The sequence below is a fragment of the Yoonia maricola genome (assembly GCF_002797915.1).
Classification (GTDB): domain Bacteria; phylum Pseudomonadota; class Alphaproteobacteria; order Rhodobacterales; family Rhodobacteraceae; genus Yoonia; species Yoonia maricola.
This window is the reverse complement of sequence record NZ_PGTY01000001.1, coordinates 780,218-805,071: the sequence shown is the minus strand read 5'-3', so window position 1 is coordinate 805,071 and position 24,854 is coordinate 780,218. Positions and strand designations below refer to the sequence as shown.

Here is a 24,854-nt window from a genome sequence, read left to right as displayed (position 1 = left end):
CAGCGAATATCAGATTCGAGCCCAACTTGCGTATTCGCGGTGGCGAACCGAACGGCGGCTTTCTTAGCCTTTGGTCAGAAACGCTGCGCGGACAGCCTCCTTCATGGCCTCCAGTGGCCCGTTCTCCGACGAGCCGCTTGCTGCCATGATCAACTTCGATGCAGGTGTCGGTCCAAAACCGAAACTATCGCCCGCGACTGACAAGCCAGAATGCAAGGAAGATCGACCCAGCAAGCCCACGGCGATTCCGGCTTCGACCGCAGCGATCACTCCAGATACGCTTTGACTGGAATAAGCGATCCGGTAAGGCCTGGCACCCGCCTCAGCGGATGCAATAGCCACGTCGCGCCACCAGCAGGCATGGTCGAACAGGGCTACAGGTATGTTGTCATATGTCGCAAAACTTCGATGCGCGGATGATACCCAGCATGTCGGATCTTCGAACAAGACCTCTTCATGTTGCTTCGGGCGTTCTACTTCGTAGATGGCAAGATCGAGCGCCCCTTTGTCCAGTGCGTCGGGAAATCCTGTGCTTAAGGCACAGGTCACATCCAGCTCGACCTGCGGATGGTGACGCGCAAAAGTCGCAACAATATCCGCAAGTTTTGTTCGGCCATGGTCGTCAGGAATGCCCACACGCAGTTTGCCGGACACCTCACGCTGTGAAATCTCCCGCAGCGCCGCGTCCAGTTGCGTCGTCACATCCTGTGCAACGGGAAGAAGCCGGCGTCCGGCCTCACTCAGCACGACCCCGCGCCCGTGACGCTCGAAAACGGGCTGTCCAAGAATTGTCTCAAGACGTTTGATCTGAAGGCTGGTGGCGGATTGTGACCTATGGATGCGCGCTGCACCATCCGTGACGCTTCCCGCCTCAGCGACGGCCAAGAAGGTGCGCAGCAGGTCGCTGTCAAGGTTTTCCATTCGTAAATCCGATGGCAGATATTTGAACTATTCGTTTTACACATGAATAGTTGACCGCAATATTGCAAGGTCAAAGGAGCTGTCCATGGCCGATCAAACCGTCATTCTAAGTCGCACACGTAAGAGGCGCGTGGTTTGGGCTCTGTGCCTTACCTTGCTTGCAGGGATCGCTGCCGTATGGCCCGACCACTCGATGAATGCTACCATGTTTGTCGGATGGGGCTTGATCGTTGTCGCCCCGATCGTCATTCCGGGCATCCTTCTTGCCGCGTGGATCATCGCCAGTGGCGCAGATGCACATATTGCAGGCGCGTTCGAAGGACGAACGCTGCGTACGGTGGTGGCTGCATCACTGATCGGGGCGATCACGCCGGTTTGCGGCGTGACGGTTTTGCCGTTGATGGCCGGGCTATTGGCGGCAGGTGTGCCGCTGGCACCGATCATGGCATTCTGGCTGTCGTCGCCGATCACTGACCCCGCCATGCTTGCCACAACGGCTGCAACCCTTGGTCTGAGCTTCGCTATCGGCAAAACTCTTGCGGCGTTCGGGCTGGGCGTTTTCGGCGGCGCGATCACCGCATTGTTCGCCAAGACGCCTTGGTCAATAAATGCGCTTCGCGACAATGGTTTGGTTCGGCAACTGAGTGCCGCCCGATGCGGTGCTGCTCAAACCTTCCAACCAAAAGTCTGGTGCACCGAGGAGCGGCGGCGGTCCTTTGCCACGCAGTTCTGGGCAACCACGCGGCTTATCCTGATCTGCCTGATCCCTGCCTTTGCAGCCGAATATGCCTTGAATGCGGCGCTCACACCGGGGGCGCTTGCCGCCTATGTCGGCGAGGATCAGTGGTGGGCCATCCCTGCCGCCGTGTTTGTTGGTGCACCAGCCTATATCGACGGCTATGCCGCCTTGCCGTTGACGCGCGGTCTGATTGAGAATGGCATGTCAGAAGGTGCCGCGATGGCCTTTCTGATTTCGGGCGGTGTGGTCAGTATTTGGGGAGCGATGGCCATTGCACCGGTGCTGAAATTGAAGCCGTTCCTGCTGTATCTGCTGCTCGCGGTGTCGGGGTCGCTGGCTGCGGGTTATGTTTTTGGGTGGCTCGTTTGAAATCTAGTGAAGGAATGAAAGCGGACGTTGGTTAAGGTCCGCAAAGTCCACAAGGCGGCTCTCCTGTCGCAACCTGCCTTAGCCTACTTATAACTTCCTGATCTTCAACGTCGCGATACGGTTTTCATCCTTCGACATCACCTCAAACCGGAAGCCGTGGAAGGAGAACACCTGCCCTTCGACAGGGATCATTTGTGCCTCGTGTATCACCAGCCCGGCGACCGTGTTCGCCTCATCATCCGGCAGGTTCCAGTCGTGGGCGCGGTTGAGATCGCGGATCGTCATGACGCCGTCGACGATATAGGCGCCATCCTCGGTCGCTGCGATTTGTTCTTCTTCGTGGGTGTCGAATTCGTCGGCGATCTCGCCTACGATCTCTTCGAGGATGTCTTCCAGAGTGATCAACCCCTGCAATGCGCCGTATTCATCGACCACCAGCGCGAAATGCGTCTTGCGCTTGAGAAAGTTGCGCATCTGATCGTCCAGCGTCGTGGTTTCGGGCACAAAGTAGGGGGGCATCGCCACTTTGGTGACGTCAAAGGCTGCAAGCCCCTGTGCATCTTCCTTGCCACCGCCTAGCAGCTTGTGCATTGCACGCAGCAAGTCTTTGGAATGGATCATGCCCACTATATTTTCCTGATCGTCGCTATAAAGCGGTAGGCGTGTGTAAGGGCTTTGCAGAATCTGGGCGAGGATATCCTGTGGGGGCAGCGCGGCATCAACCATCTCGATCCCGGAACGGTGCAGCATGATTTCTTCCACGGTACGTTCATTCAGGTCCAGCGCGCCGAGGATACGGTCGCGATCTTCTTTCTGCACAATCCCTTCGGAGTGCCCCAAGGATAGTGCGCCTGCGATTTCTTCGCGTACGGCAAGGATGTTGCTGTCAGGGTCCGTGCGCACACCGAAAACAAACAGCACACCGCGCACAAGGTACCGCACGGCGGCGACGATGGGCGAAAACATCACAACGACCAGACCAATGGGCCGCGCCACGCGAGAGGCGACAGTTTCAGGGTAGGTAATCGCCAGCGTCTTGGGCAGCACTTCCGCAAAGATCAGGACCAGCAAGGTCATGATCAGCGTGGCGACCGCCACCCCGTTTTGGCCAAAAAGCTTGGTCAACACGGCGGTGGCCAGTGATGTGGCCAGAATGTTGACCACGTTGTTGCCCAGCAAGACTGACCCGATCAGCCGTTCATTGTCTTCGGTCACGGTCAATGCGCGCTCTGCCCCTTTGGAGCCTTTATCCGCAGCCGAGCGTAGTTTGCCGCGTGATGCTGCCGTCAGCGCTGTTTCAGAGCCCGAAAAGAAGGCCGAAAGGACAAGGAGGATAAGAATGGCGCCGGAGGTGATCCAGAATGCCGCGTCAAGAGAGGTGGTTTCCATCAGGTGCTTTCAAGCAAAATCATAAGCGTTATGTCGGGTCCGCGCATCAGCTTCAAGCTTTGCCTGCTTTTGCAAGGGGATGATGGTCGAGGACAAGCTCCTTGAGCCGCTCATCCAGCACATGGGTATAGATTTCAGTGGTCGCCACATCGGCGTGGCCCAGCATCGTCTGGATCGAGCGTAGATCGGCACCGCCCGCCAGCAGATGCGTGGCAAAGGCGTGTCTTAATGTGTGCGGTGTCACCTTGGCAGGCGAGACGCCGCCAGCGCCCGCGAATTCCTTGATCAACCCAAAGAAACGGTGCCGGGTCAGGTGCCCGGATTTCCCGCGCGAAGGAAATAGGAATTTTGAGGCGGGTTTGCCATCCTTTCGTGCGGCGTCCTCTGCTTGGTCCCGGTGCTTGAGGTAGGCCGCCAACGCCGCACGTGCCGGGGGTGACAGCGGAACGAGCCGTTCCTTATCGCCCTTGCCGCGCACCAACAGCATCCTTGGATCACCACGTGCGGCAGATACAGGTAAACTGACCAATTCGGTAACCCGCATGCCGGTCGCGTAGAGCAATTCCATCAGGCAGGCGTTGCGCAGGGCCTCTTTGGGTGTGTTGCGTGCCGCGTCGAGTAGGCGGTCAACCTCTTCGACCGAGAGCGTTTTGGGCAGGCGTTGTTCGCGCCCAGGCCCTTTGATCTGGATCGCGGGGTTATCATCGCGCCAGCCTTCCTCGAACGCAAATCTGTAAAGCTGTTTGATCGCAGACAAACGCCGGGCGCGGGTGGATTTGGCCAGACCCTCGGCCTCGCAATCAATCAGGTAGCTTTCGACATGATCCTGTGATGCACCGGCGAAATGCAGACCCTTGGGCGCAAGCCAGCCTGCGAAGTCTTGTAAATCGCGCGCATAGGCCAATTGGGTATTTGTTGCGGCGTCCAGTTCTGCCGCCTGCGCTTCCAGAAAAACCTGCACCCAGCGGGCCATCGGTTGATCGTTCGGGGTCATGTCGCGCGGTCCAGTATCATCAACTGAAGGGCCGCACGCCGGGCCACATCCTCCAGCCCCACGGAGCGCAAGAGTTTCAGCGCATCGGACACCGACCGCAAATCACCCTCTGATCCGGCTTCAAACAAGGCCAGCGCGCGCAGCAAGGCTTCGCCAAGCTTGCCATCATCAACCTTGCTTTGCAGATCAGCCGGTGGTGGGGTGCTGTCAAAGGCATCCTGAATGGCTTGGGTTTGCCGCGAATTGGCAGGCAGGTTTTGTGGCGTGCCTTGGGCGATGCCGATCAAGAATGGGTCAAAGCCTGCGTCGGCCTCTTGGGCCGCGTTCGCGACGGCCTCATAATCAGGCGACAAAAGCCCGACCTCAAAGGCGATGACAGCGGGGTCACCGGATAGCGGTAACTCTTGCAAGGCAGCCCCGTAGAGCTTGGCGAATTGGATTTCTGCGCGGGCTTGGCGCATCGCCGCCCAAGCGTCAGGCAAGGTGCGCGCAACGTCGGCCGGATCGCGGGCGGTCATGGCCATATCAAACCGCTGCATGGCTGCAGCCCGATCCCAGATACCACCTGATGCGGCAGGGGTGCGGGCGGTGTAGTTCTGCAACAGCACGTTTTCAGAGACCGCACCATGGCGGGCCAACCTTTCTGTTGCTTCAAGCTGGGATTTCCATGCAGCCGTCGATTGCAGATCAGCATGTGAAAACGCAAGCGGCAGGTTAGCAGTGATCAGCGGTTCACCAATCGCGGCATGCATGCGGAACGTTAAAGGGCTGACGCGGGCAGGGGCGGCAAGGGGCGGTTCGCCTTCGTAGAGTTCTGGATCAAGAAAGCGGGATAAAAGCGCCTCTTCCTGCGGTGTGATATCGCCCAGCACGCGGTGGGTGTTGAGCGTGAGCGCGGCCGCAGACCAATCGCCATTGCGCGCAAGACAAAAAATGCGTGCCGAGAATGTCGGCGCGATGGACGGCGTGTCGCGCATGGCGTCGCAGGCATTGTCTTCGGTCCCGGTCAGCAGGGCTACGTCAAACCAGCGTCGGAACAGCGGGCCGGTATCAGGATCAGCCTGTTCGATCAGGGATTGAGCCGGTTCAAGCGCGCCAAGATCCAAGAGCTTGTCCACGCGGGCCAGAAACAGCGCGCCTTCACCACCCGCATCCAAGGGCGGGTCCGCTTCGGCCAGCATCAGCACCTTGAGAAAATCTTGCAACGCAGGCAGCGTATCGACGCGTTCGGCGCGCACAAGATCAACAAGCACGGCCTCTGCGGTGCCTGACCAGATATCGCGGGGCAAGCCTGTCACCTCGGATGGCAGCAGGCCGATGGGGTCTTTGGACGGGCGATCCAGCGGTGTGACAGTCACATTTGGGGTTGTGGCATTGCCTACGGCGGGCGGCTCAAACAATGGGGCTGTTTCCACACTGCGCGATAGCCAGTCAATTGCGGACAGGGGTTCGCCCACAGGATCACCCTGTGCACAAACCACTGTGCCAGCGCCACAAAGTACCGCAGTCGCGAGCGACTTAATTTGTTTCCAGCGTAACAGGGCGCGTGACCTCTTCTGACGGGGCGGCAAAATCAGCCGGAAAAAAGAGCGGACCGACATAGGCATAGGCCACCAGACATACCCCCGCGAGTATGATCAAAAACAATAGCGCCTTGATGAACCGCCACATGGCCTGCCCCAATCTTTACAATTCTGCCTCAATATGTGGGTTTTTCCCCACGTGTTGAAGGGATTATATATGGCCTTTCGCGCAAGATCACGGCATTCATTCATTAAATTTTGCGTTCGGCGTGCATTGGCCGAAGAGAAAGGCAGTTTTTGCATGGCCGCAGGGCAGCAATATCAGCTGAAACGGACCGTTGTACTGGTGGGGATGATGGGGTCCGGCAAGACAGCGATTGGCCGTGCCCTTGCGGCTGCTTTGGATGTGCCTTTCATGGACAGCGATGCCGCCATTGAAGAGGCAGCCGCTGCGAGTATTGCTGAAATCTTTGCACGCGATGGCGAGAAATTCTTTCGCAAACGCGAAGCAGAGGTGTTGCGCAGGCTTTTGTCCGGCCCGCCGGGGATCGTTTCGACCGGTGGCGGTGCCTTTTTGGCAGAAGCCAATCGTGATGCTATTGCCCAGATGGGTGTGGCTGTCTGGCTTGATGCCGATCTTGAAATTCTGTGGGAACGTGTCCGCCATAAAGACACGCGCCCTTTGTTGCGGACAGCGGACCCGAAGGCGACCTTGACCGGGATTTTTGAGGAACGCGCGCCGATCTACGCGCTTGCGGGCCTCAGGATTGATGTCAAAGAGACCGCCAGCATTGAACAAACCACGCTATCCGTCCTGCGCAGGCTGGCCAGCCGCCCTGATATTCTGGAGACCAAATAGATGACCACCACCGTCCATGTCGATCTGCCGGGCCGTGCCTATGACATTGAGATCGGGCCGGGTGTGCTGGATCAGGCAGGCACACGAATTGCTGCGATGGGCGGGCGCAAGCATGTCTGTATTTTGACGGACGAGACCGTGGCCGGGTTGCATCTGACACAACTGCAAACAGCTTTGTCGGGGGCTGGTGTGACGTCAGAGGCTTTGGCCTTGCCGCCGGGTGAGGCCACGAAATGCTGGGCGCAACTGGAACGGTCGGTTGAATGGCTCTTGGCGCAGAAAGTGGAACGCGGTGACGTGGTTGTGGCCTTTGGTGGTGGGGTCATCGGTGATTTGGCGGGCTTTGCGGCGGCGATCCTGCGCCGGGGGGTGCGGTTTGTGCAAATCCCGACCTCGCTTTTGGCGCAGGTTGATAGCTCTGTCGGGGGCAAGACGGGGATCAATTCGCCCAGTGGCAAGAACCTGATAGGGGCGTTTCATCAGCCAAGCCATGTGTTGGCGGATACTGCGCTTTTGGGCACGCTCACACCGCGCGATTTTTTGGCCGGATATGGCGAGGTCGTTAAATATGGGCTGTTGGGCGACGCCGGGTTCTTTGACTGGCTGGAGGCTGAGGGCCCCGCATTAGCCGCCGGTGACACGGATGCGCGGGTGCGGGCCGTCACGCGGTCTTGTCAGATGAAAGCCGATATCGTGCAACGCGATGAGACCGAGCAGGGCGATCGGGCTTTGTTGAACCTTGGCCACACGTTTTGTCATGCGCTGGAGGCCGCGACTGGTTATTCCGACCGTCTGTTGCATGGCGAGGGTGTTGCGATTGGTTGCGCGCTGGCGTTTGAGCTATCGGCGCGTCTGGGCCTTTGCAGTCAGGAGGACCCAAGCCGCGTGCGTGCCCATTTGTGCGATATGGGGATGAGGGTTGATATCCGCGATATTCCGGGCGATCTGCCCGATGCAGCGGGGCTGCTCGACCTGATGGGACAGGACAAAAAGATGCTGGACGGCAAGCTGCGGTTCATTTTGGCGCGCGGGATTGGTGAGGCGTTTATTACGTCGGATGTGCCGCGTGAGACGGTGTTGGGTGTTTTGGAGGATGCGCTTCGGATGCCCTAGGCGTCGGGCCGGCGGATTACCATTGCGGTTTTGTCTTCGGGGCTGAACCCCACCGCCTTGTAAAACCCGGTGGCCGCCCGTTTTTTGCCTGTCATGAGCATGATCTTGAAAGCATCAGCCACCCAAGCCTGTGCGATGGCGTGTTGCATCAGTTGCCTGCCGATCCCGCGTCGACGGTGGGTTGCAGCCGTGATCACATTTTCGATCAACGCGTAGGGCCGCGCACCCCATGTCACATTTGGAAGCAAGTGAAGCGTGAGCATCGCGACTAAGGCACCATGATCAAACGCGCCATAAATGGTCGTTCCAGGATGTGTGACAACGGCGTTGAACGCCGCATGATCCTGCGATGCAGGACCAAAGGTCAATTCGTTGTAAAGCGCCAGAGCATCTTCAGCATCAGCACCCGAAAGCGGCTTGATATCAAGGCCGTTCGTCATTCCGGGTCATCATCATCGCGCCCATCCAGCCGGATGCCATGCGCCTTGGCGAAGTTTAGAAACAACGGGATTTCGATCAGCGCGTAGGTCACGATGGTGAAGATCACCCAATTCGTCTCGTAAAAGACCAAGGTGAATTGCACGCCGGTCCCCCAGAACCACGCGCCTGCAATGATCAGGGCAAGGATATTCAGCGCAAAATCGATGCCCATCAGCTTGTTGAGTGTCTTTTCCTTAAGCGTAGGGAAGATGCCCAGATAAGCGACAGCCAGTATCAGGCCAACGAGGATCAGAATTTGCGCTTCGGGTGAAACGACCATGGGCTTTAGAAGGGGATTTCGTCATCCATGTCGCCGCCACCGCCGCCTGATGGTGCACCACCGCCGCCATAGCCGCCATCATTACCGCCATAACCACCGCCGGATGATCCGCCGCCATAACCGCCGCCGCCACCATAGTTACCGCCACCGCCGCCTTCGTTGCGGCTGTCGAGCATGGTCAGCGTGCCATCATAGCCGTTCAGAACAACCTCGGTCGAATACCGGTCCTGACCGGATTGGTCCTGCCATTTGCGGGTTTGCAGTTTGCCTTCGATAAAGACTTTGGAGCCTTTTTTCAGGTACTGTTCTGCGATGCGCACCAGACCTTCTTGAAAAATGGCCACTGTGTGCCATTCGGTCTTTTCCCGACGCTCGCCGGTGTTTTTGTCTTTCCACGTCTCGGATGTGGCGATGCGCAGGTTGGCGACTTTGCCGCCGTTCTGGAACGTCCGCACTTCGGGGTCTGCGCCCAGATTGCCGATAAGGATAACTTTGTTCACTGATCCGGCCATACCTGGCACCTCCCACGATTCTGCGATGCCGTTGTCCGGCTTTCGACACATGGCGTAACAAGGTTAACGAGAGGTTTCCAGAGGCAGGGTTGGCGGATTGGCAGAAAAGGCCTAAGTATGGGGGGTCGTAACGAGCGAAAGCAGTTGAACGTGCCCAGATTTGTCCTGACAGCCAGTCTGATTGCCGCCTTTGGCATCCCGCCCGCCGTGGCGGAAGAGCAGGTTTCAACCATGTCCCGCTCTGGTCTGTTGCAAAGTCAGACTTCGATCTTGGATGGGCGCGCCGCAGAACAATATCAGAATTCTGTCCGGCTACTGCCACCCCGCGGTGCGGGCTTTGTTGTGACACCTGCTTATACCGGTGATTATCGCGGCCCGTTCATCCGTTTGGCACAGGCTGCGGCGACCAGACACGGCGTGCCTGTTGGCTTGTTTCTGCGGTTGGTAGAACAGGAAAGTGGCTGGAATGCATCCGCCCGGTCCGTCAAAGGGGCGCTGGGGTTGGCGCAGTTGATGCCTGCGACCGCACGTAGCTTGGGTGTTGATCCGCTTGATCCGGCAGAGAACCTTGATGGTGGCGCACGGTATTTGCGTACGCAATACGAGACGTTTGGATCATGGCCGCTGGCTTTGGCCGCCTATAACGCAGGGCCGGGGGCCGTGACGCGCTATAGCGGCGTGCCGCCTTTCGCAGAGACCCAGAATTACGTGCAGGTGATCTGGGGGCAATGATCGCGCCCGCTGAAGGGTTCGGAGCCTCCGGCGGGAGTTTTTTGGCCAAGATGAAGGGCTATTCTGCCGCGATCTGGATGACCGGTTCCATGTTGTCCAGGTCCGCATCGCTGAGATGGCATTTGATCTGATGGTTGTCGGCCAGCATCCGCACCGGTGGCACTTCTTTTTCGCATAGGCCGTCAGGCACTTTGGACTTCCAGTTGCAGCGCGTTTGGAACGGGCAACCGCTGGGCGGGTTCATCGCCGATGGGATGTCGCCTTCGAGTACGATGTTCTTTTTTTGGACACTTGTATCGGCGATTGGCACGGCTGAAAGCAGCGCCTCTGTGTAGGGGTGGTAGGGGGGCGAGAAGACCTGATCGGTCGTGCCCAATTCCACCACATGGCCCAGATACATCACCATGACCCGGTCCGACAGGTAGCGCACGATAGACAGATCGTGGCTGATGAACAGCAGTGTCGTTTTGTGCTCGCGCTGGATTTCCATCAGCAGATCCGTGACCGCCGCCTGTACCGACACGTCAAGCGCTGAGACGGGTTCATCGGCCACAACAATTCGTGCGTCGCCGGCAAAGGCGCGGGCGATGCCGACGCGCTGCTTTTGACCACCGGACAGTTGCCGCGGCATGCGATCGGCAAAGGCGCGGGGGAGTTTGACGAGATCAAGCAGGTTCAACATCCGCTCGCGCCGTTCATAGTCATTCTCACCGATGCCGAAGATTTCAAGCGCGCGCATAATTTGGCGGCCGACCGTCATTGATGGGTTCAACGTGTCGAACGGGTTTTGGAAGACCATCTGGATGTCCGCAACCGTCTTGGTATCGCGGTTTTCAATGGCAGTGTCCCCAATCGATTTATTGTCGAGCAGGATTTCCCCTTCGGTCGCTGTTTCCAGCCCCATCAGAACCTTGGCAAAGGTCGATTTCCCACAGCCAGATTCACCCACAATCGCGAGCGTCTCGCTCTCGCGTGCTTCAAAACTGAGGGTTTCATTGGCTTTCACGACCTTCTTGTCGCCACCGCCGAACAGGGCGTTGGCCGCGACCTCATAGTATTTCTTGAGGTTGTCCATTTTCAGGACCACTTGCCCCGGCGCTGGCTTGGCCGTTTGTGGGCCCACATCAATTGGGGCGTTCCAGTCGATTTCCTTGAACTTCAGGCAGCGCGATTGGTGGCGATCGTTGCCGGGTACAGCTTCCATCGGGATAAAGCCCGCGTCGCAGCGGCCGACCTCAAAATAATCGCAGCGGGGGCCGAAGTTGCACCCCTGAGGCCGTTCGTGTGGCAGGGGGAAGTTGCCGGGGATCGCCACAAGGGGGCGCGCATTTTTGTCGGCGCCGGGCAGGGGGATCGAACGGAACAGAGCTTGGGTGTAGGGGTGCTGCATTTCGTCGAAGACGTCTTCGATGCTGCCCCGTTCCACCGCTTCGCCGGAATACATCACGCAGATACGGTCACAGGTTTCCAAGACCAGCCCGAGGTTGTGGCTGATGAATAGCATCGAGGTGCCGTATTTCTTGCCAAGGTCTTTGACTAGCTCCACAACGGCGGCTTCCACGGTCACGTCAAGCGCCGTTGTGGGCTCATCGAGGATCAACAACGATGGCTTTGACATCAACGCCATGGCAATGACGATCCGCTGTTGTTGGCCACCGGACAGCTGGTGCGGATAGCTTTGCAGCATCCGTTCCGGATCGGGTAGTTTCACGTCAGTGACCACTTCCAGCGCACGCGCATAGGCTTCTTTTTCGCCCACGCCTTCGTGGATCATGGGCACTTCCATTAGCTGTTTGCCGATTTTCATGGCCGGGTTCAGGGACGCCATTGGTTCCTGATAGATCATGGCGATTTCAGAGCCGCGAATGTCGCGCAGCTCCTCTGGCGTCATCTCGCACAGGTCGCGGCCTTTGAACTTGATGGATCCGCCAACGATGCGGCCATTCACGCCAAGGTCTTGCATGACCCCCAGCGCCACAGTGGATTTGCCGCAACCGGACTCGCCCACAAGGCCAAGCGCCTCGCCCGGCATGACGGTCGCAGAAAAATCCATCACGGCGGGGATTTCGCGCAGGCGGGTGAAGAAGGAAATCGAAAGCTTGTCGATCTCAAGGATGGGTTGGTCAGTCATCAGATTAATCCTTCAAGCTTTCTTCACGCAGGCCGTCAGCCAGCAGGTTGAGTCCTAAGACGAGGCTCAGCAAAGCGCCGGCTGGCGGCAAGGCAGGGTGTGCGAAAATCAAGAGGAGCTTACGGCCCTCGTTAATGGTCGATCCCCAGTCAGGGCTTTCAGACGAAAGACCCAAGCCGAAGAAGCCCAAGGTGCCTAGCAGGATGGTTGTATAACCAATCCGTAGGCAGAAATCGACGATCAGCGGACCCCGCGCGTTGGGCAGGATTTCCCATAGCATGATGTACCACGCGCCTTCGCCGCGGGTCTGGGCGGCGGCAACATAGTCACGTGTGCGCAGATCCAGCGTCAGACCACGCACGATACGGAACACGGTGGGCGCGTTCACGAAGACCACGGAGACAAAGACCACAAGGATGGAGATATCAAAGAGGTCCAACCATGCAGGCAGGAAGTCGATGACCGTGCCTTTCTGGTTGATGACTGACAGGTAAAGCCAGCCCAAGATACCCAACACTGGGACCAAGATCGCTGTGCGCTTGGCCGGTTGGGTGTAGTAACGCGAGTTTAGCAAGACGCCGAAGAAGATGAGCGGGAAGACGAACAGAAACGCAGCCATATAGGAGGGGATACCTGTTTCCACGATTTCCGGTGTGACCAGCAGATAGAACAGCAGGATCACGGGGAAGGCGAGGATCAGGTTCGCAACGAAGGACAGGAACGTGTCCAGCTTCCCGCCGTAGAAACCTGCCGGCAGGCCCAAAGTAATCCCGACCATGAAGGCAAAAATCGTGGCCAGCGGTGCGATCGCAATCACGAAGACGGAGCCCTGAACCACGCGGCTGAAGATATCGCGCGCAAGGTTATCGCCGCCCAGCAGGTAGTGCGGGATCAGGCCTGCGGTACCTTCCGGCACGGGTATACCGGGGCCCTTGTTCTTCAGGCCAGAGACCTGGCTAAGATAGTCATGTGTGGCGATCATGTCGAAGAGGCCGACAAAAAGGGCTGTGAAGACCCAGAACATTACTAGCCCAAAACCGATCATGCCGACGGTGCTATCAAACAGCTTGCCGTAAAGGCCCAGCTTGCGCTTGTAGATGATTGACACTGCGAAAAGCGCGATCAGCGATATCCACACTGGTAAAAACCGCTTTGTGATCTCGCCGACGATCCCAGCGGCCCCATAAGGCATAATCTGTGGGACAACGATATAGGCGATCACGATTAAGAGGATGCCGAGGAAGGTGTACTTTACCCCTGTCTCAGCCAGCCCTAGCGGACCGGTGGTTGCCGCAATCGTTCCATCAGGGTTTGATTGCAATGTTTGGGCCGGGGCAAAGAACCCCAAGATCATCTGCGCCACGATCGCAACGGCCAGCAGGGCCAGAAGTATCATAAGCACGGGGTTGAGGATGGTGCCGAGGCTGCCTGTCCATGTGAGAGCTTCCATGTCCTGATCCTCCTTTTAAGAAATGCGAATGCGTGGGTTCAGGAACACATAGCCGATGTCGGATATCAGCTGTGTCACAAGGACCACGAAGACGGAAACGATGGACACACCCAGCAACAGCTCGATGTCGTTATTGCCGGCGGCCTGCACCAACACCCAGCCGAAACCCTTGTAGTTGAACAAGGTCTCGACAATGACGACGCCGTTCAAGAGCCACGGGAATTGCAACATGATCACCGTGAAGGGTGCAATCAATGCGTTGCGGAGCGCGTGTTTCAAGACGATCTTGGGGAAGCTGACACCTTTCAGGCGGGCTGTGCGGATATATTGCGCGGTCATGACCTCGGTCATCGAGGCCCGCGTCATCCGCGCAATATAGCCCATGCCGTAAAGGGCGATGGTGATGACGGGGAGGAAGAAATTCTCGAACGTTGCGTCTTCCATGGCACCTGTTGCGGTGCCTTTGAACCACTGCATCCCGAAGGTTGCCGTTGCAAAGACCGAGATGAAGACAACGCCAGAGACGTATTCAGGCGTTGCGGTTGAAACGATAGAGACTGTGGACAGGCTGCGGTCGGTCCGTGAGCCTTCGCGCATGCCGGCGAGCACGCCGATGATCAAGGCGCCCGGGACCATGACCATCATGACCCAGAACATCAGCTTACCGGTCAGGCCAAGGCGGGTGGCGACGATGGTTCCGACCTCGTCTTTGAAAACCGTTGAATACCCCCAGTCGCCTTGCAAAATGCCGCAGAAGGTTGCTGCGTCCTCGACCGGTTGGCCTTGTGCAGCACAACGGGCGCGAACCTGTCCGTCGGTGCCTTCAATGATGTAGCCAGGCAAAACACCGAGCCATTGACCATATTTGATTGGCAAGGCCTGATTATAGCCACGATTATCAAGCCAGCTGACGACCGCTTCGTCCGACATACGAGCGTTGCCTTGGGTCTTGGCGAGTTTTTCGAGGTTCGGTGCAAGGTTCGTCAGCCAGAAAACAATGAATGTCAGGCAAAGTGCCGTGAGGAGCATGACCCCAAGGCGGCGCAGAATAAACAATCCCATAAAGGCCCCTGTTGGTGAGCAGCGTCAGGACTTTGCCTGACTATACATTACACTGCGGCCCCGGTTTGCCGGTGGTCCACATTCTATTACAAAAAAAGGCCATCCGATCATGGATGGCCTTATGTTTTTGCAGGTTAGGCAGCCAGTGCCACTTTGTACATCTGTGGCAGATAGGCGATATGCATATCCCAACCCACAAAACCCGGCTTGGAGTGGCGGTAGAGCGAACGCCAGTACGGCTGGATCGTCACACCTTCTTCGGTCATGATAGCCTGAAGCTTAGCCATCACTTCGCGACGCTCATCTGCATCGGCGATTGAGTTGGCCTCGGCCAGCAGAGCATCAAACTCTGCATTCGCAAAGCCGCTTTCGTTCCACGCTTCGCCAGAACGATACGCCAGACCCAGAATTTGCGTGTCCAGCGGGCGGTGGTTCCAGTTTGTGGAAGAGAACGGATACTTCGTCCAGTCGTTCCAGAAGGTCGAGCCTGGAATGATTGTCCGCTTTACATTGAAACCAGCGTCACGCAACTGGGCTGCAACAGCGTCAGTTGTGTTCTTGCGCCAGTCATCATCAATGGACACGATTTCCATCTCAAAGTCAGCCATGCCAGCTTCTGTCAGCAAGGCAAGCGCGCCCTCTGGATCATGTGCCATGCCGGGAACATCTGCCCATGCAGGGTGCATGGGGCCTACGTGCTGGTTGCGGGCAACCTGACCAAGGTTAGAGTAACCAAGCTCAAGACAAACCGCGTTATCGACAGCCATGGCGATGGCTTGACGCACGCGCTTGTCAGCGTAGGGCTGCATGCCGTCCACTTCGGCCAGTTGGTTCGGGCGAATGGCGATCGTCGCAGCTGATGCGATTTCAGAACGCTCCCAGCCGATCCCTTCGACGACCTCAACAAAGTCGCCAACAGTTTCGTAAAACATGTCAACTTCGTCAGCAGCCGCAGCAGCAACCCAAGCCGATGGATCTGTGCCATAGTCGATGTATTCGATCCGGTCGAGGAATGCGCCTTTGCCTTCGGCATAGCCCCACCACTCAAAACCTTCGTTACGAACCAGCACCCCTTTGACGCCCACTTCAAGGCTTTCTGGCAAGTATGGGCCCGTGCCAACCGGGTTGCCGGTCATGTTTTCCGCATCAAAATCAGCAGGCACAATCGCCGCAGGATAATCTGCCATGCCTGCGATGAGCGAGATGTCGGAGCCTGGCAAGTTCAGGCGCACGGTCAGATCATCAACGACCTCGATACCGCCTTCGACAGCCATGCCTGTGGCTTCATCGACCAGGATCGCGAAGCGGCCGGCCATCGAGTTGCCTTCCATGTTCTTGTCACACCAGCCTTCGATGTTACGGGCAACATCAGCGGCGGTGAAGTCAGAGCCATCGTTCCATTTTACACCCGGACGGACGTTCAGCGTGTATACTGTCGCGTCGTCGTTCACGTCCCAGCTGGACAGCAGCATTGGGGCAAAGGAACCGTCGTTGTTGTATTCAACAAGATACTCCAGCCAACCGTGCGAGAAGAATGCGATTTGTGTCCAGTCATAAGTGCGTGGGTCTTTCAGCGCGCGCACTTCCATTTGCATGCGGACCGTGCCGCCTTGCTGCGCGTGTCCGGCGGCCTGCGCTGGTTGTGCAGCACCGATCAGCCCGTAAGCTGCCGTCGCCGTCACACCAAGCGCGGTTGAGCGAGCGAGGAATTCGCGGCGGTCAATTTTGCCCGCCTTCGCTTCCTCGGCATACATCAACGCGGCCGGATGGATTGGTTTTTGTGAGTGCGTCATTCGTTTCTCCCTGTGACACATTTCTTTTTTTTTGCATAGGTGTAGGTGCCACCAATATTTCTATTGCCGACATCACCTTCCCCTGTCCGGATGCTATTCGGCACAATTTTCGGGCATAGGTCAACCGGACGTTTCACAATTCGAATGACAATTACGACAAGTTGATATGCCAAAAGCGACATTTGTGGCGCCAGTTTCAAAGCGCTTTGGCGTTGCCGGTGGCAAAAAGAGCCGCTTAGGAACGCGCAGAAATTGCACCCTTTTGCCTGAAGTCCCGCGGTGTCTGCCCCGATTTTTCCTGAAAACTTCGGGTGAAATACGCCGGTGACCGAAAGCCGAGATGTTGCGCGATGTCTTGTATCGGCATCTTTGTTTCTTTGAGCATCATGCAGGCTTCAAAATATATGCTATCATTCAGTAAAGATAGCGCAGAGCGCCCGCAGGTCTTGCGGCAACTTCTTGTCAGATGCGTCGGTGTCACTCCAAGCGTTTCGGCATAGCTGGCAACACTACGGCCAGAACGCATGTTTTGCGCGACCATCGCTGTGTATTGTGCCACAAGTTGCGCCGCAGCCGTCTTGCGCCGCGCATCCACATGGGCAGGATCACGGTTCTCTAACTGCCGTTCGACAAAGATACTCAGCAGCCCAAAGTGGCAATTTGCCGCGCGCAGATCCCCGTTGGGCTGCAATTCGCGTTCGATCGCCTCAATCAGACCGACCAGTTCTTTTTGAGGATCAACATCAAGCAGCCGCAGGTGGAAGGGCGCATCAGGCCAGCCTGTGACGTCAGGCAAAGTTAGGATCTGGCCAAATACGGTCGGTCCCACTTCCATCCCATACATCGTGCCGGGTGGAATATAGATCAGGTTGTTGGGGCCATACCCATTTGTTAGCCCTGCAACCGTGATCCGGCCCTGACCTTTGGTGATATGGATCAAACGCCCGCCTGCATGGCTGCGCATCGCCTCGGTCCTCCAGCGTGCGCTGGGTCCGCCATAGGTGATCGCAGCCAGCGCGAGGGCCGGTTCCTGTTTGCTCATCATATTCATCAACTTGCCTCAATGTTGATTTTTAACAAGTCTGTTCAGAAAACTGTTGGGCATCAATCCGCCGGCTCATCAGCAAAGCGCAGTGTTGCAGATAAGTCAGGGCTATCAGCGGCAATATGATGCCATTCTTTGTGTCGCGCGCGGAACCATGTGCGTTGTCGCTTTGCATATTGGCGCGAGGCGATGATGGCTGCGTCGCGTGCTTCTATCAGGGTCATCTGCCCTTTGAGATGTGCAATTAGTTCCGGCGCACCGATTGCCTTGGAGGACAGATGATCAGGGTGCCACTTTGGCAGCATGGCGCGCGCCTCATCAAGTGCGCCTTGGTCAAGCATCAGATCAAAACGCTGTTCGATGCGGCTGTTTAGCCAATCCTTTGGTGCATCAAGGGTGATGCAGGTGGCCTTGGAAAGAGGCAGCAAGGGTGGTGGTGTTGTGTCCTGCCATGCAGCGAGGCTTTTGCCTGTCGTTTGCAACACCTCCCATGCACGTTGTACCCGCATGCGATTTTGCTGATCGATGCGGCTGATGGTGTCGCTGTCCAGCGCGGCAAGTAAATCGGGCAGGCTTTGGGCATTTGCCGTCTGGCGCACGGTCGTGGGTGTCGCTGGGATATCGGCCAAGCCTTGCGTCAGAGCATTGAAGTTCAAACCGGTGCCGCCCACGATGATCGGGCGCTTGCTGCCTGTCAGGTAGGGGGTGACGTCACGCAGCCAGTGCCCGACAGAATAATCGGCATCAAAGGGGACATGTCCATAAAGCGCGTGATCAGCCGCCATCAGGTCGGCATCGTCTGGTCGTGCAGTCAGGATACGCCACCCATCAAAGACCTGCAGCGCGTCCGCGTTCACGATCACGCCGCCTTGGGTCTTTGCGATATGCAGGGCAAGTGCAGATTTCCCTGAAGCCGTCGGCCCGGCGATCAGCACCGGGCGGTCGGGCAGTAGGTACGAAGCCCCTTGCGGATCAGGCTTCATTGCGGCTGTCGGCGGCTCGCGCTGGTTTAGCGCGACCCTTGGAACGCACCTTGCTCATATTCCGGCCCATCATCGCCAAAGTCGAAATCTGCATCACCTGCAACCTGGTCCGCGCTTTCATCCACGTCCAAGAAGTTACCTTGAAGGTCCAAAGTTGTGTCGTAATCCGTGTCAAGAATCTCGAGTTCCCCGGTCAACTGCATTTCAAAGTGATCCCCGTCCGTACCCACGTCCTGTGTAAATTCGGAATTGCCCTCCAAAGTGCCAGAAACCTCGCCATCGTTGCTGTGGAAGAAGTTGCCTGCCGTTCCTTCAACCCTGCTGTTGCTAAGATTAGCAACAATCTCAATCTGGCCAATCAACGTCCCGCCATCATCACTTTCCTCTGCAATAACCGCCCCATTATAGGTGACCGAGCCTGCTGTGATCGTTTCAAAATCCTCGCTGTCGGATATCTGAGAGGCATTGTCGATAAGTGTGCCATCCTCTTGAACGATAGCTGATAGGTCTGGTTCAAGCGCAGCCTCGATCTCTGCGAAAGAGCTGAATGTTGTGTCAAATTCATTATCATCTGATGTATCGTCACATCCAGCCAGGCCAAGGGCGCCGATAAAAAGAAGTGATGTCTTGGTCGCAGAGTACATGGCAGTTCCTTTGGTCTCGTATCTGGCGCAGCATGCGCAACAGTTAAAAAAGTGTTAATTTCGTGTCGTGACCATAGGATGTGGTGTTCACGATGGTCAACGCCCAACCGACTATTTGTGGTGAATGTAGCATTGAAACTATTATCGTTTTGAGACAGGTTGCCCGACAATTGGATAGACTGCAGGGGTGGATCATGATCGCGACTGGGAAAACGGCATATAAACGTGTGATGCTTAAAATCTCGGGTGAGGCGCTGATGGGCGATACCTCATTTGGTTTGCACCCGCCCACGGTGCAGCGTGTGGCCCGCGAGGTGAAATCGGTGCATGATCTGGGCGTCGAGATTTCCATGGTCATCGGCGGCGGCAATATCTTTCGCGGATTGCAGGGCTCGGCTCAAGGGATGGAGCGGACAACCGCCGATTACATGGGCATGCTTGCGACAGTGATGAACGCGCTGGCGATGCAATCGGCGCTTGAGGAACTGGGGATACATACCCGCGTCATATCGGCCATCACGATGAATGAGGTTGCCGAACCTTACATTCGCCGTCGCGCCGTCCGACACCTTGAGAAAAAGCGGGTTTGTATTTTCGCCGCGGGCACAGGAAACCCTTACTTCACGACTGATACAGCGGCCACGTTGCGCGCCAGTGAGATGAACTGTGAGGCGATTTTCAAGGGAACGAAAGTTGACGGCGTTTATGACAAAGACCCCGCAAAACATGATGATGCGGTGCGCTATGGGACAGTTTCATACGACGAGGTGTTACAAAAACACCTTGGGGTTATGGATGCCAGCGCTATTGCGCTGGCGCGCGACAATGATCTCCCGATTATTGTGTTCTCACTTGATGAGCCGGGTGGTTTCCAAGGTATTTTGGCCGGCGAAGGCACCTATACCATTGTAAAGGATTAAACGAAGCGGCCCCGCCGCAGGTGATTTTACAAGATAAGGGGCGCTGCCGCACAAACGACCGGCGGTATTTTGAAACATGAGAAGGGGTTATGCGCAGAAACTGCACGAATAGGTAAGGTTTGCCTGTCTATACAAGGTGGTCTCTTTCGCCTAAAACGGTGAAAACCGGGCAAAGGCCCGACGAGGAAGAGCAAAGAAATAATGTCTGACGATTTTGAACTTGATACCGATGATCTGACCCGCCGCATGGAAGGTGCCATTGCCAACCTGCGTGTTGAACTGGCCTCTTTGCGTACTGGCCGTGCTTCTGGTTCGATGTTGGAGCCGGTGATGGTGGATGCCTATGGTTCCATGACGCCGATCAATCAGGTCGGTACTGTGAATGTGCCTGAACCACGTATGGTGACGATCAATGTCTGGGACAAAGGGCTTGTGGCCAAAGTCGAAAAAGCCATTCGTGAGAGCGGGTTGGGAATCAACCCTCAACTCAACGGCACGATCATTATGCTGCCGATCCCAGAGCTAAATGAAGAGCGCCGTCGCGAATTAACGAAGGTGGCGGGCCAATATGGCGAAAGCGCCCGTGTATCGATCCGCAACTTGCGCCGTGATGGTATGGACCAGATCAAAAAGGCCAAAGCCGATGGTCTGTCCGAAGACGATCAGAAATTCTGGGAAGGCGCAGTACAGGAAGTGACCGACGCCCATATCAAAATCGTTGATGAAACGATTGAGAGCAAACAAGCCGAGATCATGCAGGTCTAAGCCAAGCAGGAAAGGGCACCCATGCCCAAAGACGCAGATGCCAAGACCGCACCGGCCCACGTAGCCATTATCATGGATGGGAATGGGCGTTGGGCCCAGAAACGCGGGCGCCCCCGCCTGTTTGGTCACCATGCAGGTGCGCGCCGGGTTCGCGATATTCTAAAGGCCTGTCCCGATCTGGGCGTGAAATATCTGACGATCTTTGCGTTTTCGACAGAGAATTGGAAGCGAACCCAAACTGAAGTAGCTGGCCTGATGTCCTTGTTTCGGCGCTATCTTGAGCGCGAGGCGACAGATCTACACGAAAGCGGTGTTTGCGTGCGGTTCATTGGGGATCGCATCCGCCTTGACGACAAATTGGTCGCGCTCATGGATGAGTTGGAGCTGCGTACGGCGGATAATGATCGCGTCCATCTCACCGTCGCCCTGAACTATGGTGGTCGCGACGAGGTCACTCGCGCGGCAAAGCGTTTGGCCTTTGAGGTCTCACAAGGGCGTTTAAGTCATGATGATGTGGATGCCGAAACCCTTGCCGGGTTTCTGGACACCCATGTGCTGCCCGACCCCGATCTGGTGATCCGCACGAGCGGTGAGGCGCGGATTTCGAATTTCCTGCTTTGGCAGTCGGCTTATGCTGAATATGAATTTGTCGATACGCTCTGGCCGGATTTCACAGCCAATGAATTTGCGAAAATATTGCAAAGCTATGGCAGCCGTGATCGCCGTTTCGGGGCCGTGCGCGCCTGACGATGAATACCCCGGCACCACAACCTGCTAAATGGGATGATCTGACCGTCAGGCTGATCTCAAGTGGTGCGATGGTGTTTGTTGGTGCCATCGGCGTGATCCTTGGCGGCGTCTGGTTTCAGATGCTGGCGGTTTTTGTCACGGCGGTGATGGTGTGGGAATTGTGGATGATGATCCGCCCTGACGAGCCCACCAAGGGGATGCTCTTAACCGCATTGGTGGCCTCTGTCATGTCGGGCCAATTGGCCGGCGGCAGCCTTTGGGGCATGGTGTTGTTTTTGGTTGTTCCAGTGATTGGCGCGTCGCAGCTGAAAACCGAGATAAAGACGTTCTTCATCTTTGCTTTGGGCATTCAGCTAGCCGGCTGGGGCTTGGTTCATTTCCGCATGGATTATGGTTTCTTTTGGCTGCTGTGGCTGATGTCTGTGGTCATTGTGACGGATATCTTTGGTTATTTTGCGGGCAAAGCCTTGGGCGGACCCAAATTTTGGCCCAAGATCAGCCCCAAAAAGACGTGGAGTGGTACTGTTGCTGGGTGGATAGGGGCGGCATTGGTCGGGTTTCTATTCACGTTGTTCACAAATGCTGGCCTTTGGATCATCTTGATTTCTATGGTGCTGAGTTTTGCAGGTCAGATGGGCGATATTGCCGAAAGCGCGTTGAAGAGGCGTATGGGTGTGAAGGACAGTTCGACGCTCATTCCCGGCCATGGCGGTTTATTCGACCGGTTCGATGCGCTTTTGGGGGCGTCGCTGTTTCTGATCGTGGTTGCCGACATCTTTGATGTGCCTGGGGTTGTTTGGTGAGACGGATCACGGTTTTTGGCGCGACGGGATCCGTGGGGCAAAGTGCGCTTGATCTGGTGGCGCGCGACGCTGAAGGATATGATGTCGTAGCTCTGACAGGCGGGCGTAACGTGGTGCAATTGGCCGCTGATGCGCGACGCTTGAATGCTGATCTGGCGGTGACGTGCTATCCTGAATGCTACAAAGAATTGAAAGACTTGCTAGCCGATACGGAAGTCGAGGTCGCTGCTGGACCGGATGCAATTGCACAGGCGGCGACCCGTCCCGTGGATTGGGCGCTGTCGGCGATTGTAGGGGCTGCGGGCTTGGTGCCTGGGCTGGAGGCGCTGTCTCATGGCACAACATTGGCGCTTGCCAACAAGGAGTCGCTGGTGACCGCAGGGCCACTTTTGCTAGGGCGTGCCAAGGCGTACGGCGCAACCGTTTTGCCAGTGGATAGCGAACATTCAGCGGTGTTTCAGGCGTTAGTCGGCGAACATATGGCGGCGGTTGAGCGGGTGATTATAACCGCTAGCGGTGGTGCGTTTCGTGATTGGCCGGTAGAAAAGCTGGTGACGGCGACATTGGCGCAAGCCTCTAGTCATCCAAATTGGGATATGGGTCAGCGGATCACGATTGATAGCGCGTCGATGTTCAATAAGGCGATGGAGCTAATTGAAACCAAAGAGTTTTTCAATGTCTCGGCTGATAAGATCGAAGTGTTGATCCATCGCGAAAGCCTGATCCATGCGATGGTGGGTTTTCATGATGGTGCGCTGATGGCCCATGTGGGTCCACCGGATATGCGCCACGCGATTGGCTATGCGCTGCATTGGCCCGAACGCAAAGCCTTGCCTGTTGAACGGCTGGATCTTGCCAAGATTGGCAGCCTGACGTTTGAAGCGCCAGACGATGCGCGCTATCCCGCGCTCAGCATCGCAAAGCGGGTGATGGCAGAAGGCGGTTTGTCGGGCGCTGTGTTTAATGCCGCAAAAGAACATGCTTTGGATGGGTTTATTGCGGGTGACATTGGGTTTTTGGATATGTCAAAAGTGGTTTCAATGACGCTCGACAAAATGTCATCGCTGGGAGGGCTGCAAAATGCCCAGATCACCCTAGATAACGTACTTGAGACAGACAGGCTGGCGCGGATTTATGCCGCGGAAACCTTTAGCCAATTAGGATAACGCTTTGGACTTGACGCAATTTGTGCCGATGTTTGGCAACTTCGCCTTTATGATCGCGGCCTTCGTGGTGGCGCTTTCGGTGATCGTCGCGATCCATGAATATGGCCATTACATCGTGGGCCGCTGGTGCGGTATCCACGCGGATGTGTTTTCGCTTGGTTTTGGTCCTGTGATTTACAGTCGCGTGGACAGACGCGGGACCAAGTGGCAAATCGCAGCGCTTCCTTTGGGTGGTTACGTCAAGTTTATGGGCGATGCGACTGCGGCCAGTGTAGGTACAGACGGCACAGTCTCAGAGGCCGATATGCGCCGGACAATGCTGGGGGCACCACTGTGGGCGCGCACAGCCACTGTGGCGGCGGGGCCGATCTTTAACTTTGTGCTGGCGGTTGCGATCTTTGCAGGCTCGATCATGTATCAGGGCCGCGCGGCTGAACCGCTGACCTTTGGCGAGTTACGCCCATTGCCTGCAAGCTATGCCTCGGACCTGCGCGAAGGCGATGTCATGATCGCTGTAGAAGGGGTGCTGTTCAACGATCCCGCGCGTGACGTGCCGATCTCTGATCTGGTGCCGGTGCAAGAACGGCTGGAATATACCGTTTTGCGCGAGGATGATGAGCTAACGCTTGACGGCCCTTACTATTTTCCGGCAGCCGTCGCCAGTGTCAGCCCGCGCTCTGCCGCTGATGATGCCGATATCAAGGTTGATGACGTGATTACTGCGGTCAACGACACGCCGATTTTCGCATTTTCGCAGGTGCAAGAGGTCGTTTTGGCCGCGGAAGGCGCACCCTTGGAATTTGAGATTTGGCGCAACGGTGAAACGTTGACCAAAACGATCGCACCGCGCCGCGTTGACCTGCCAAACCCTGATGGCGGATTTGAAACCCGCTGGCTGATTGGCATCACCGGGACAATCTTCTTTAATGAAGAAACCGTCGGCGTCGGCCTGTTCGAGGCGGTCACCCTTGGGGCAGAGGGGCTTTGGGATATGCTCAAGACCTCATTGTCGGCGATGCAGCATATTTTGTTTGGCCAGATTTCAACCTGTAACCTGTCCGGCCCGGTCGGCATTGCCGAAACCAGCGGATCAATGGCAGAGCAGGGTGCGCAAAGCTTTATCTGGTTCATTGGCGCGCTGTCGGCGGCTGTTGGGCTGATCAACCTCTTCCCGATCCCTGTTTTGGATGGGGGGCATCTTATTTTTTATGCCTATGAGGCCATCACACGCCGCAAACCGAATGACCGTGCGGTACAGGTATTTATGTTTGTGGGCCTGTCACTGATCCTGTCTTTGATGACATTCACGATCCTGAATGATACGATCCTCTGCCCATAAAATAAGATCGTTACAAAGGCTGAAATAGACCTTTTGGCGTTTTGACATCGCTGACCATTGTCGATACTCAAATGATTAACGGTGGTATAAAC

The 24,854-nt window shown here is 56.6% G+C and carries 25 protein-coding genes; 10 read left to right on the top strand and 15 right to left on the bottom strand.

The window, feature by feature from the left end; all coding sequences use genetic code 11:
* Positions 1-63: 63 nt before the first annotated feature.
* Positions 64-921 carry a LysR substrate-binding domain-containing protein gene (locus tag BC777_RS03990; protein WP_100366844.1) on the bottom strand — a complete coding sequence of 286 codons (858 nt, stop codon included), beginning with the start codon at positions 919-921 and terminating at the stop codon, positions 64-66.
* An 85-nt stretch (positions 922-1,006) separates the two neighbouring features.
* On the opposite strand from BC777_RS03990, the gene BC777_RS03985 reads away from it, so the two are divergent.
* Positions 1,007-2,029 carry a permease gene (locus BC777_RS03985; RefSeq protein ID WP_100366843.1) on the top strand — a complete coding sequence of 341 codons (1,023 nt, stop codon included), beginning with the start codon at positions 1,007-1,009 and terminating at the stop codon, positions 2,027-2,029.
* A gap of 87 nt (positions 2,030-2,116) precedes the next feature.
* On the opposite strand, the gene BC777_RS03980 is transcribed toward BC777_RS03985, so the two are convergent.
* The 4 genes from BC777_RS03980 to BC777_RS19315 form a co-directional block, all read right to left on the bottom strand.
* Positions 2,117-3,418, bottom strand: coding sequence for an HlyC/CorC family transporter (locus tag BC777_RS03980; RefSeq protein WP_100366842.1), 1,302 nt, complete (start codon positions 3,416-3,418; stop codon positions 2,117-2,119).
* Positions 3,419-3,470: 52 nt separating this feature from the next.
* Complete coding sequence (locus BC777_RS03975; protein WP_100366841.1) at positions 3,471-4,412, bottom strand: site-specific tyrosine recombinase XerD; 942 nt, start codon at positions 4,410-4,412, stop codon at positions 3,471-3,473.
* Positions 4,409-5,869: a hypothetical protein gene (locus BC777_RS03970; protein ID WP_245834145.1), complete on the bottom strand. Its 1,461-nt coding sequence runs from the start codon at positions 5,867-5,869 to the stop codon at positions 4,409-4,411. The genes BC777_RS03975 and BC777_RS03970 overlap by 4 nt, the downstream gene beginning before the upstream one ends.
* A 61-nt stretch (positions 5,870-5,930) precedes the next feature.
* Positions 5,931-6,083 (bottom strand): hypothetical protein, encoded by a 153-nt coding sequence (locus BC777_RS19315; RefSeq protein ID WP_168769070.1) that lies wholly within the window; start codon positions 6,081-6,083, stop codon positions 5,931-5,933.
* A 153-nt stretch (positions 6,084-6,236) separates the two neighbouring features.
* Here BC777_RS19315 and BC777_RS03965 point away from each other — a divergent pair, with 153 nt between their 5' ends.
* Positions 6,237-6,794: a shikimate kinase gene (locus tag BC777_RS03965; RefSeq protein ID WP_100367991.1), complete on the top strand. Its 558-nt coding sequence runs from the start codon at positions 6,237-6,239 to the stop codon at positions 6,792-6,794.
* A complete protein-coding gene (gene aroB, locus BC777_RS03960; RefSeq protein ID WP_100366839.1) occupies positions 6,795-7,907 on the top strand; it encodes a 3-dehydroquinate synthase in 1,113 nt (370 codons plus the stop codon).
* On the opposite strand, the gene BC777_RS03955 is transcribed toward aroB, so the two are convergent.
* Genes BC777_RS03955 through ssb form a run of 3 tightly spaced genes read right to left on the bottom strand, consistent with a single transcriptional unit; the run spans position 7,904 to position 9,179 of the window.
* The gene (locus tag BC777_RS03955) at positions 7,904-8,347 is read right to left on the bottom strand and encodes a GNAT family N-acetyltransferase (protein WP_100366838.1); all 444 of its coding nucleotides are present in this window, start codon (positions 8,345-8,347) and stop codon (positions 7,904-7,906) included. The genes aroB and BC777_RS03955 overlap by 4 nt on opposite strands.
* Positions 8,344-8,667, bottom strand: coding sequence for a hypothetical protein (locus BC777_RS03950; RefSeq protein ID WP_100366837.1), 324 nt, complete (start codon positions 8,665-8,667; stop codon positions 8,344-8,346). The genes BC777_RS03955 and BC777_RS03950 overlap by 4 nt, the downstream gene beginning before the upstream one ends.
* Before the next feature lie 5 nt (positions 8,668-8,672).
* Positions 8,673-9,179, bottom strand: a complete 507-nt coding sequence (ssb, locus tag BC777_RS03945) for a single-stranded DNA-binding protein (protein ID WP_100366836.1) — start codon at positions 9,177-9,179, stop codon at positions 8,673-8,675.
* Positions 9,180-9,296: 117 nt separating this feature from the next.
* Between ssb and BC777_RS03940 the strand changes: the two genes are divergently transcribed.
* A complete protein-coding gene (locus tag BC777_RS03940) occupies positions 9,297-9,911 on the top strand; it encodes a lytic transglycosylase domain-containing protein (RefSeq protein ID WP_100366835.1) in 615 nt (204 codons plus the stop codon).
* A 58-nt stretch (positions 9,912-9,969) separates the two neighbouring features.
* Here the strand turns inward: BC777_RS03940 and BC777_RS03935 are convergent, their stop codons facing one another.
* From BC777_RS03935 to BC777_RS03905, 7 genes are all read right to left on the bottom strand, one after another.
* Positions 9,970-12,042 (bottom strand): dipeptide ABC transporter ATP-binding protein, encoded by a 2,073-nt coding sequence (locus BC777_RS03935; RefSeq protein WP_100366834.1) that lies wholly within the window; start codon positions 12,040-12,042, stop codon positions 9,970-9,972.
* 4 nt (positions 12,043-12,046) lie between these two features.
* Entirely contained in the window at positions 12,047-13,492 is a 1,446-nt protein-coding gene (locus BC777_RS03930) for an ABC transporter permease (RefSeq protein WP_100366833.1), read from the bottom strand.
* Positions 13,493-13,507: 15 nt separating this feature from the next.
* On the bottom strand, positions 13,508-14,554 hold the full coding sequence (locus tag BC777_RS03925) for an ABC transporter permease (RefSeq protein WP_100366832.1): 1,047 nt from the start codon (positions 14,552-14,554) through the stop codon (positions 13,508-13,510).
* A 134-nt stretch (positions 14,555-14,688) separates the two neighbouring features.
* Positions 14,689-16,347, bottom strand: a complete 1,659-nt coding sequence (locus BC777_RS03920) for an ABC transporter substrate-binding protein (RefSeq protein ID WP_100366831.1) — start codon at positions 16,345-16,347, stop codon at positions 14,689-14,691.
* A 235-nt stretch (positions 16,348-16,582) separates the two neighbouring features.
* Positions 16,583-17,398 (bottom strand): helix-turn-helix domain-containing protein, encoded by an 816-nt coding sequence (locus tag BC777_RS03915; protein WP_100366830.1) that lies wholly within the window; start codon positions 17,396-17,398, stop codon positions 16,583-16,585.
* A gap of 53 nt (positions 17,399-17,451) precedes the next feature.
* Entirely contained in the window at positions 17,452-18,375 is a 924-nt protein-coding gene (gene miaA / locus BC777_RS03910) for a tRNA (adenosine(37)-N6)-dimethylallyltransferase MiaA (protein ID WP_100366829.1), read from the bottom strand.
* Between the two features lie 26 nt (positions 18,376-18,401).
* Complete coding sequence (locus tag BC777_RS03905; RefSeq protein WP_100366828.1) at positions 18,402-19,019, bottom strand: hypothetical protein; 618 nt, start codon at positions 19,017-19,019, stop codon at positions 18,402-18,404.
* 194 nt (positions 19,020-19,213) lie between these two features.
* On the opposite strand from BC777_RS03905, the gene pyrH reads away from it, so the two are divergent.
* The 6 genes from pyrH (at position 19,214) to rseP (ending at position 24,762) form a co-directional block, all read left to right on the top strand.
* Positions 19,214-19,939 (top strand): UMP kinase, encoded by a 726-nt coding sequence (gene pyrH, locus BC777_RS03900; protein WP_100367990.1) that lies wholly within the window; start codon positions 19,214-19,216, stop codon positions 19,937-19,939.
* A 201-nt stretch (positions 19,940-20,140) separates the two neighbouring features.
* A complete protein-coding gene (gene frr, locus BC777_RS03895) occupies positions 20,141-20,704 on the top strand; it encodes a ribosome recycling factor (RefSeq protein ID WP_100366827.1) in 564 nt (187 codons plus the stop codon).
* 21 nt (positions 20,705-20,725) lie between these two features.
* Positions 20,726-21,451 carry a polyprenyl diphosphate synthase gene (uppS, locus tag BC777_RS03890; RefSeq protein ID WP_100366826.1) on the top strand — a complete coding sequence of 242 codons (726 nt, stop codon included), beginning with the start codon at positions 20,726-20,728 and terminating at the stop codon, positions 21,449-21,451.
* 2 nt (positions 21,452-21,453) lie between these two features.
* On the top strand, positions 21,454-22,257 hold the full coding sequence (locus BC777_RS03885) for a phosphatidate cytidylyltransferase (RefSeq protein ID WP_100366825.1): 804 nt from the start codon (positions 21,454-21,456) through the stop codon (positions 22,255-22,257).
* Positions 22,254-23,423 carry a 1-deoxy-D-xylulose-5-phosphate reductoisomerase gene (gene dxr, locus BC777_RS03880; protein ID WP_100366824.1) on the top strand — a complete coding sequence of 390 codons (1,170 nt, stop codon included), beginning with the start codon at positions 22,254-22,256 and terminating at the stop codon, positions 23,421-23,423. The genes BC777_RS03885 and dxr overlap by 4 nt, the downstream gene beginning before the upstream one ends.
* Before the next feature lie 4 nt (positions 23,424-23,427).
* Positions 23,428-24,762, top strand: coding sequence for an RIP metalloprotease RseP (rseP, locus tag BC777_RS03875; protein WP_168769069.1), 1,335 nt, complete (start codon positions 23,428-23,430; stop codon positions 24,760-24,762).
* The last annotated feature ends 92 nt before the right edge of the window (positions 24,763-24,854 follow it).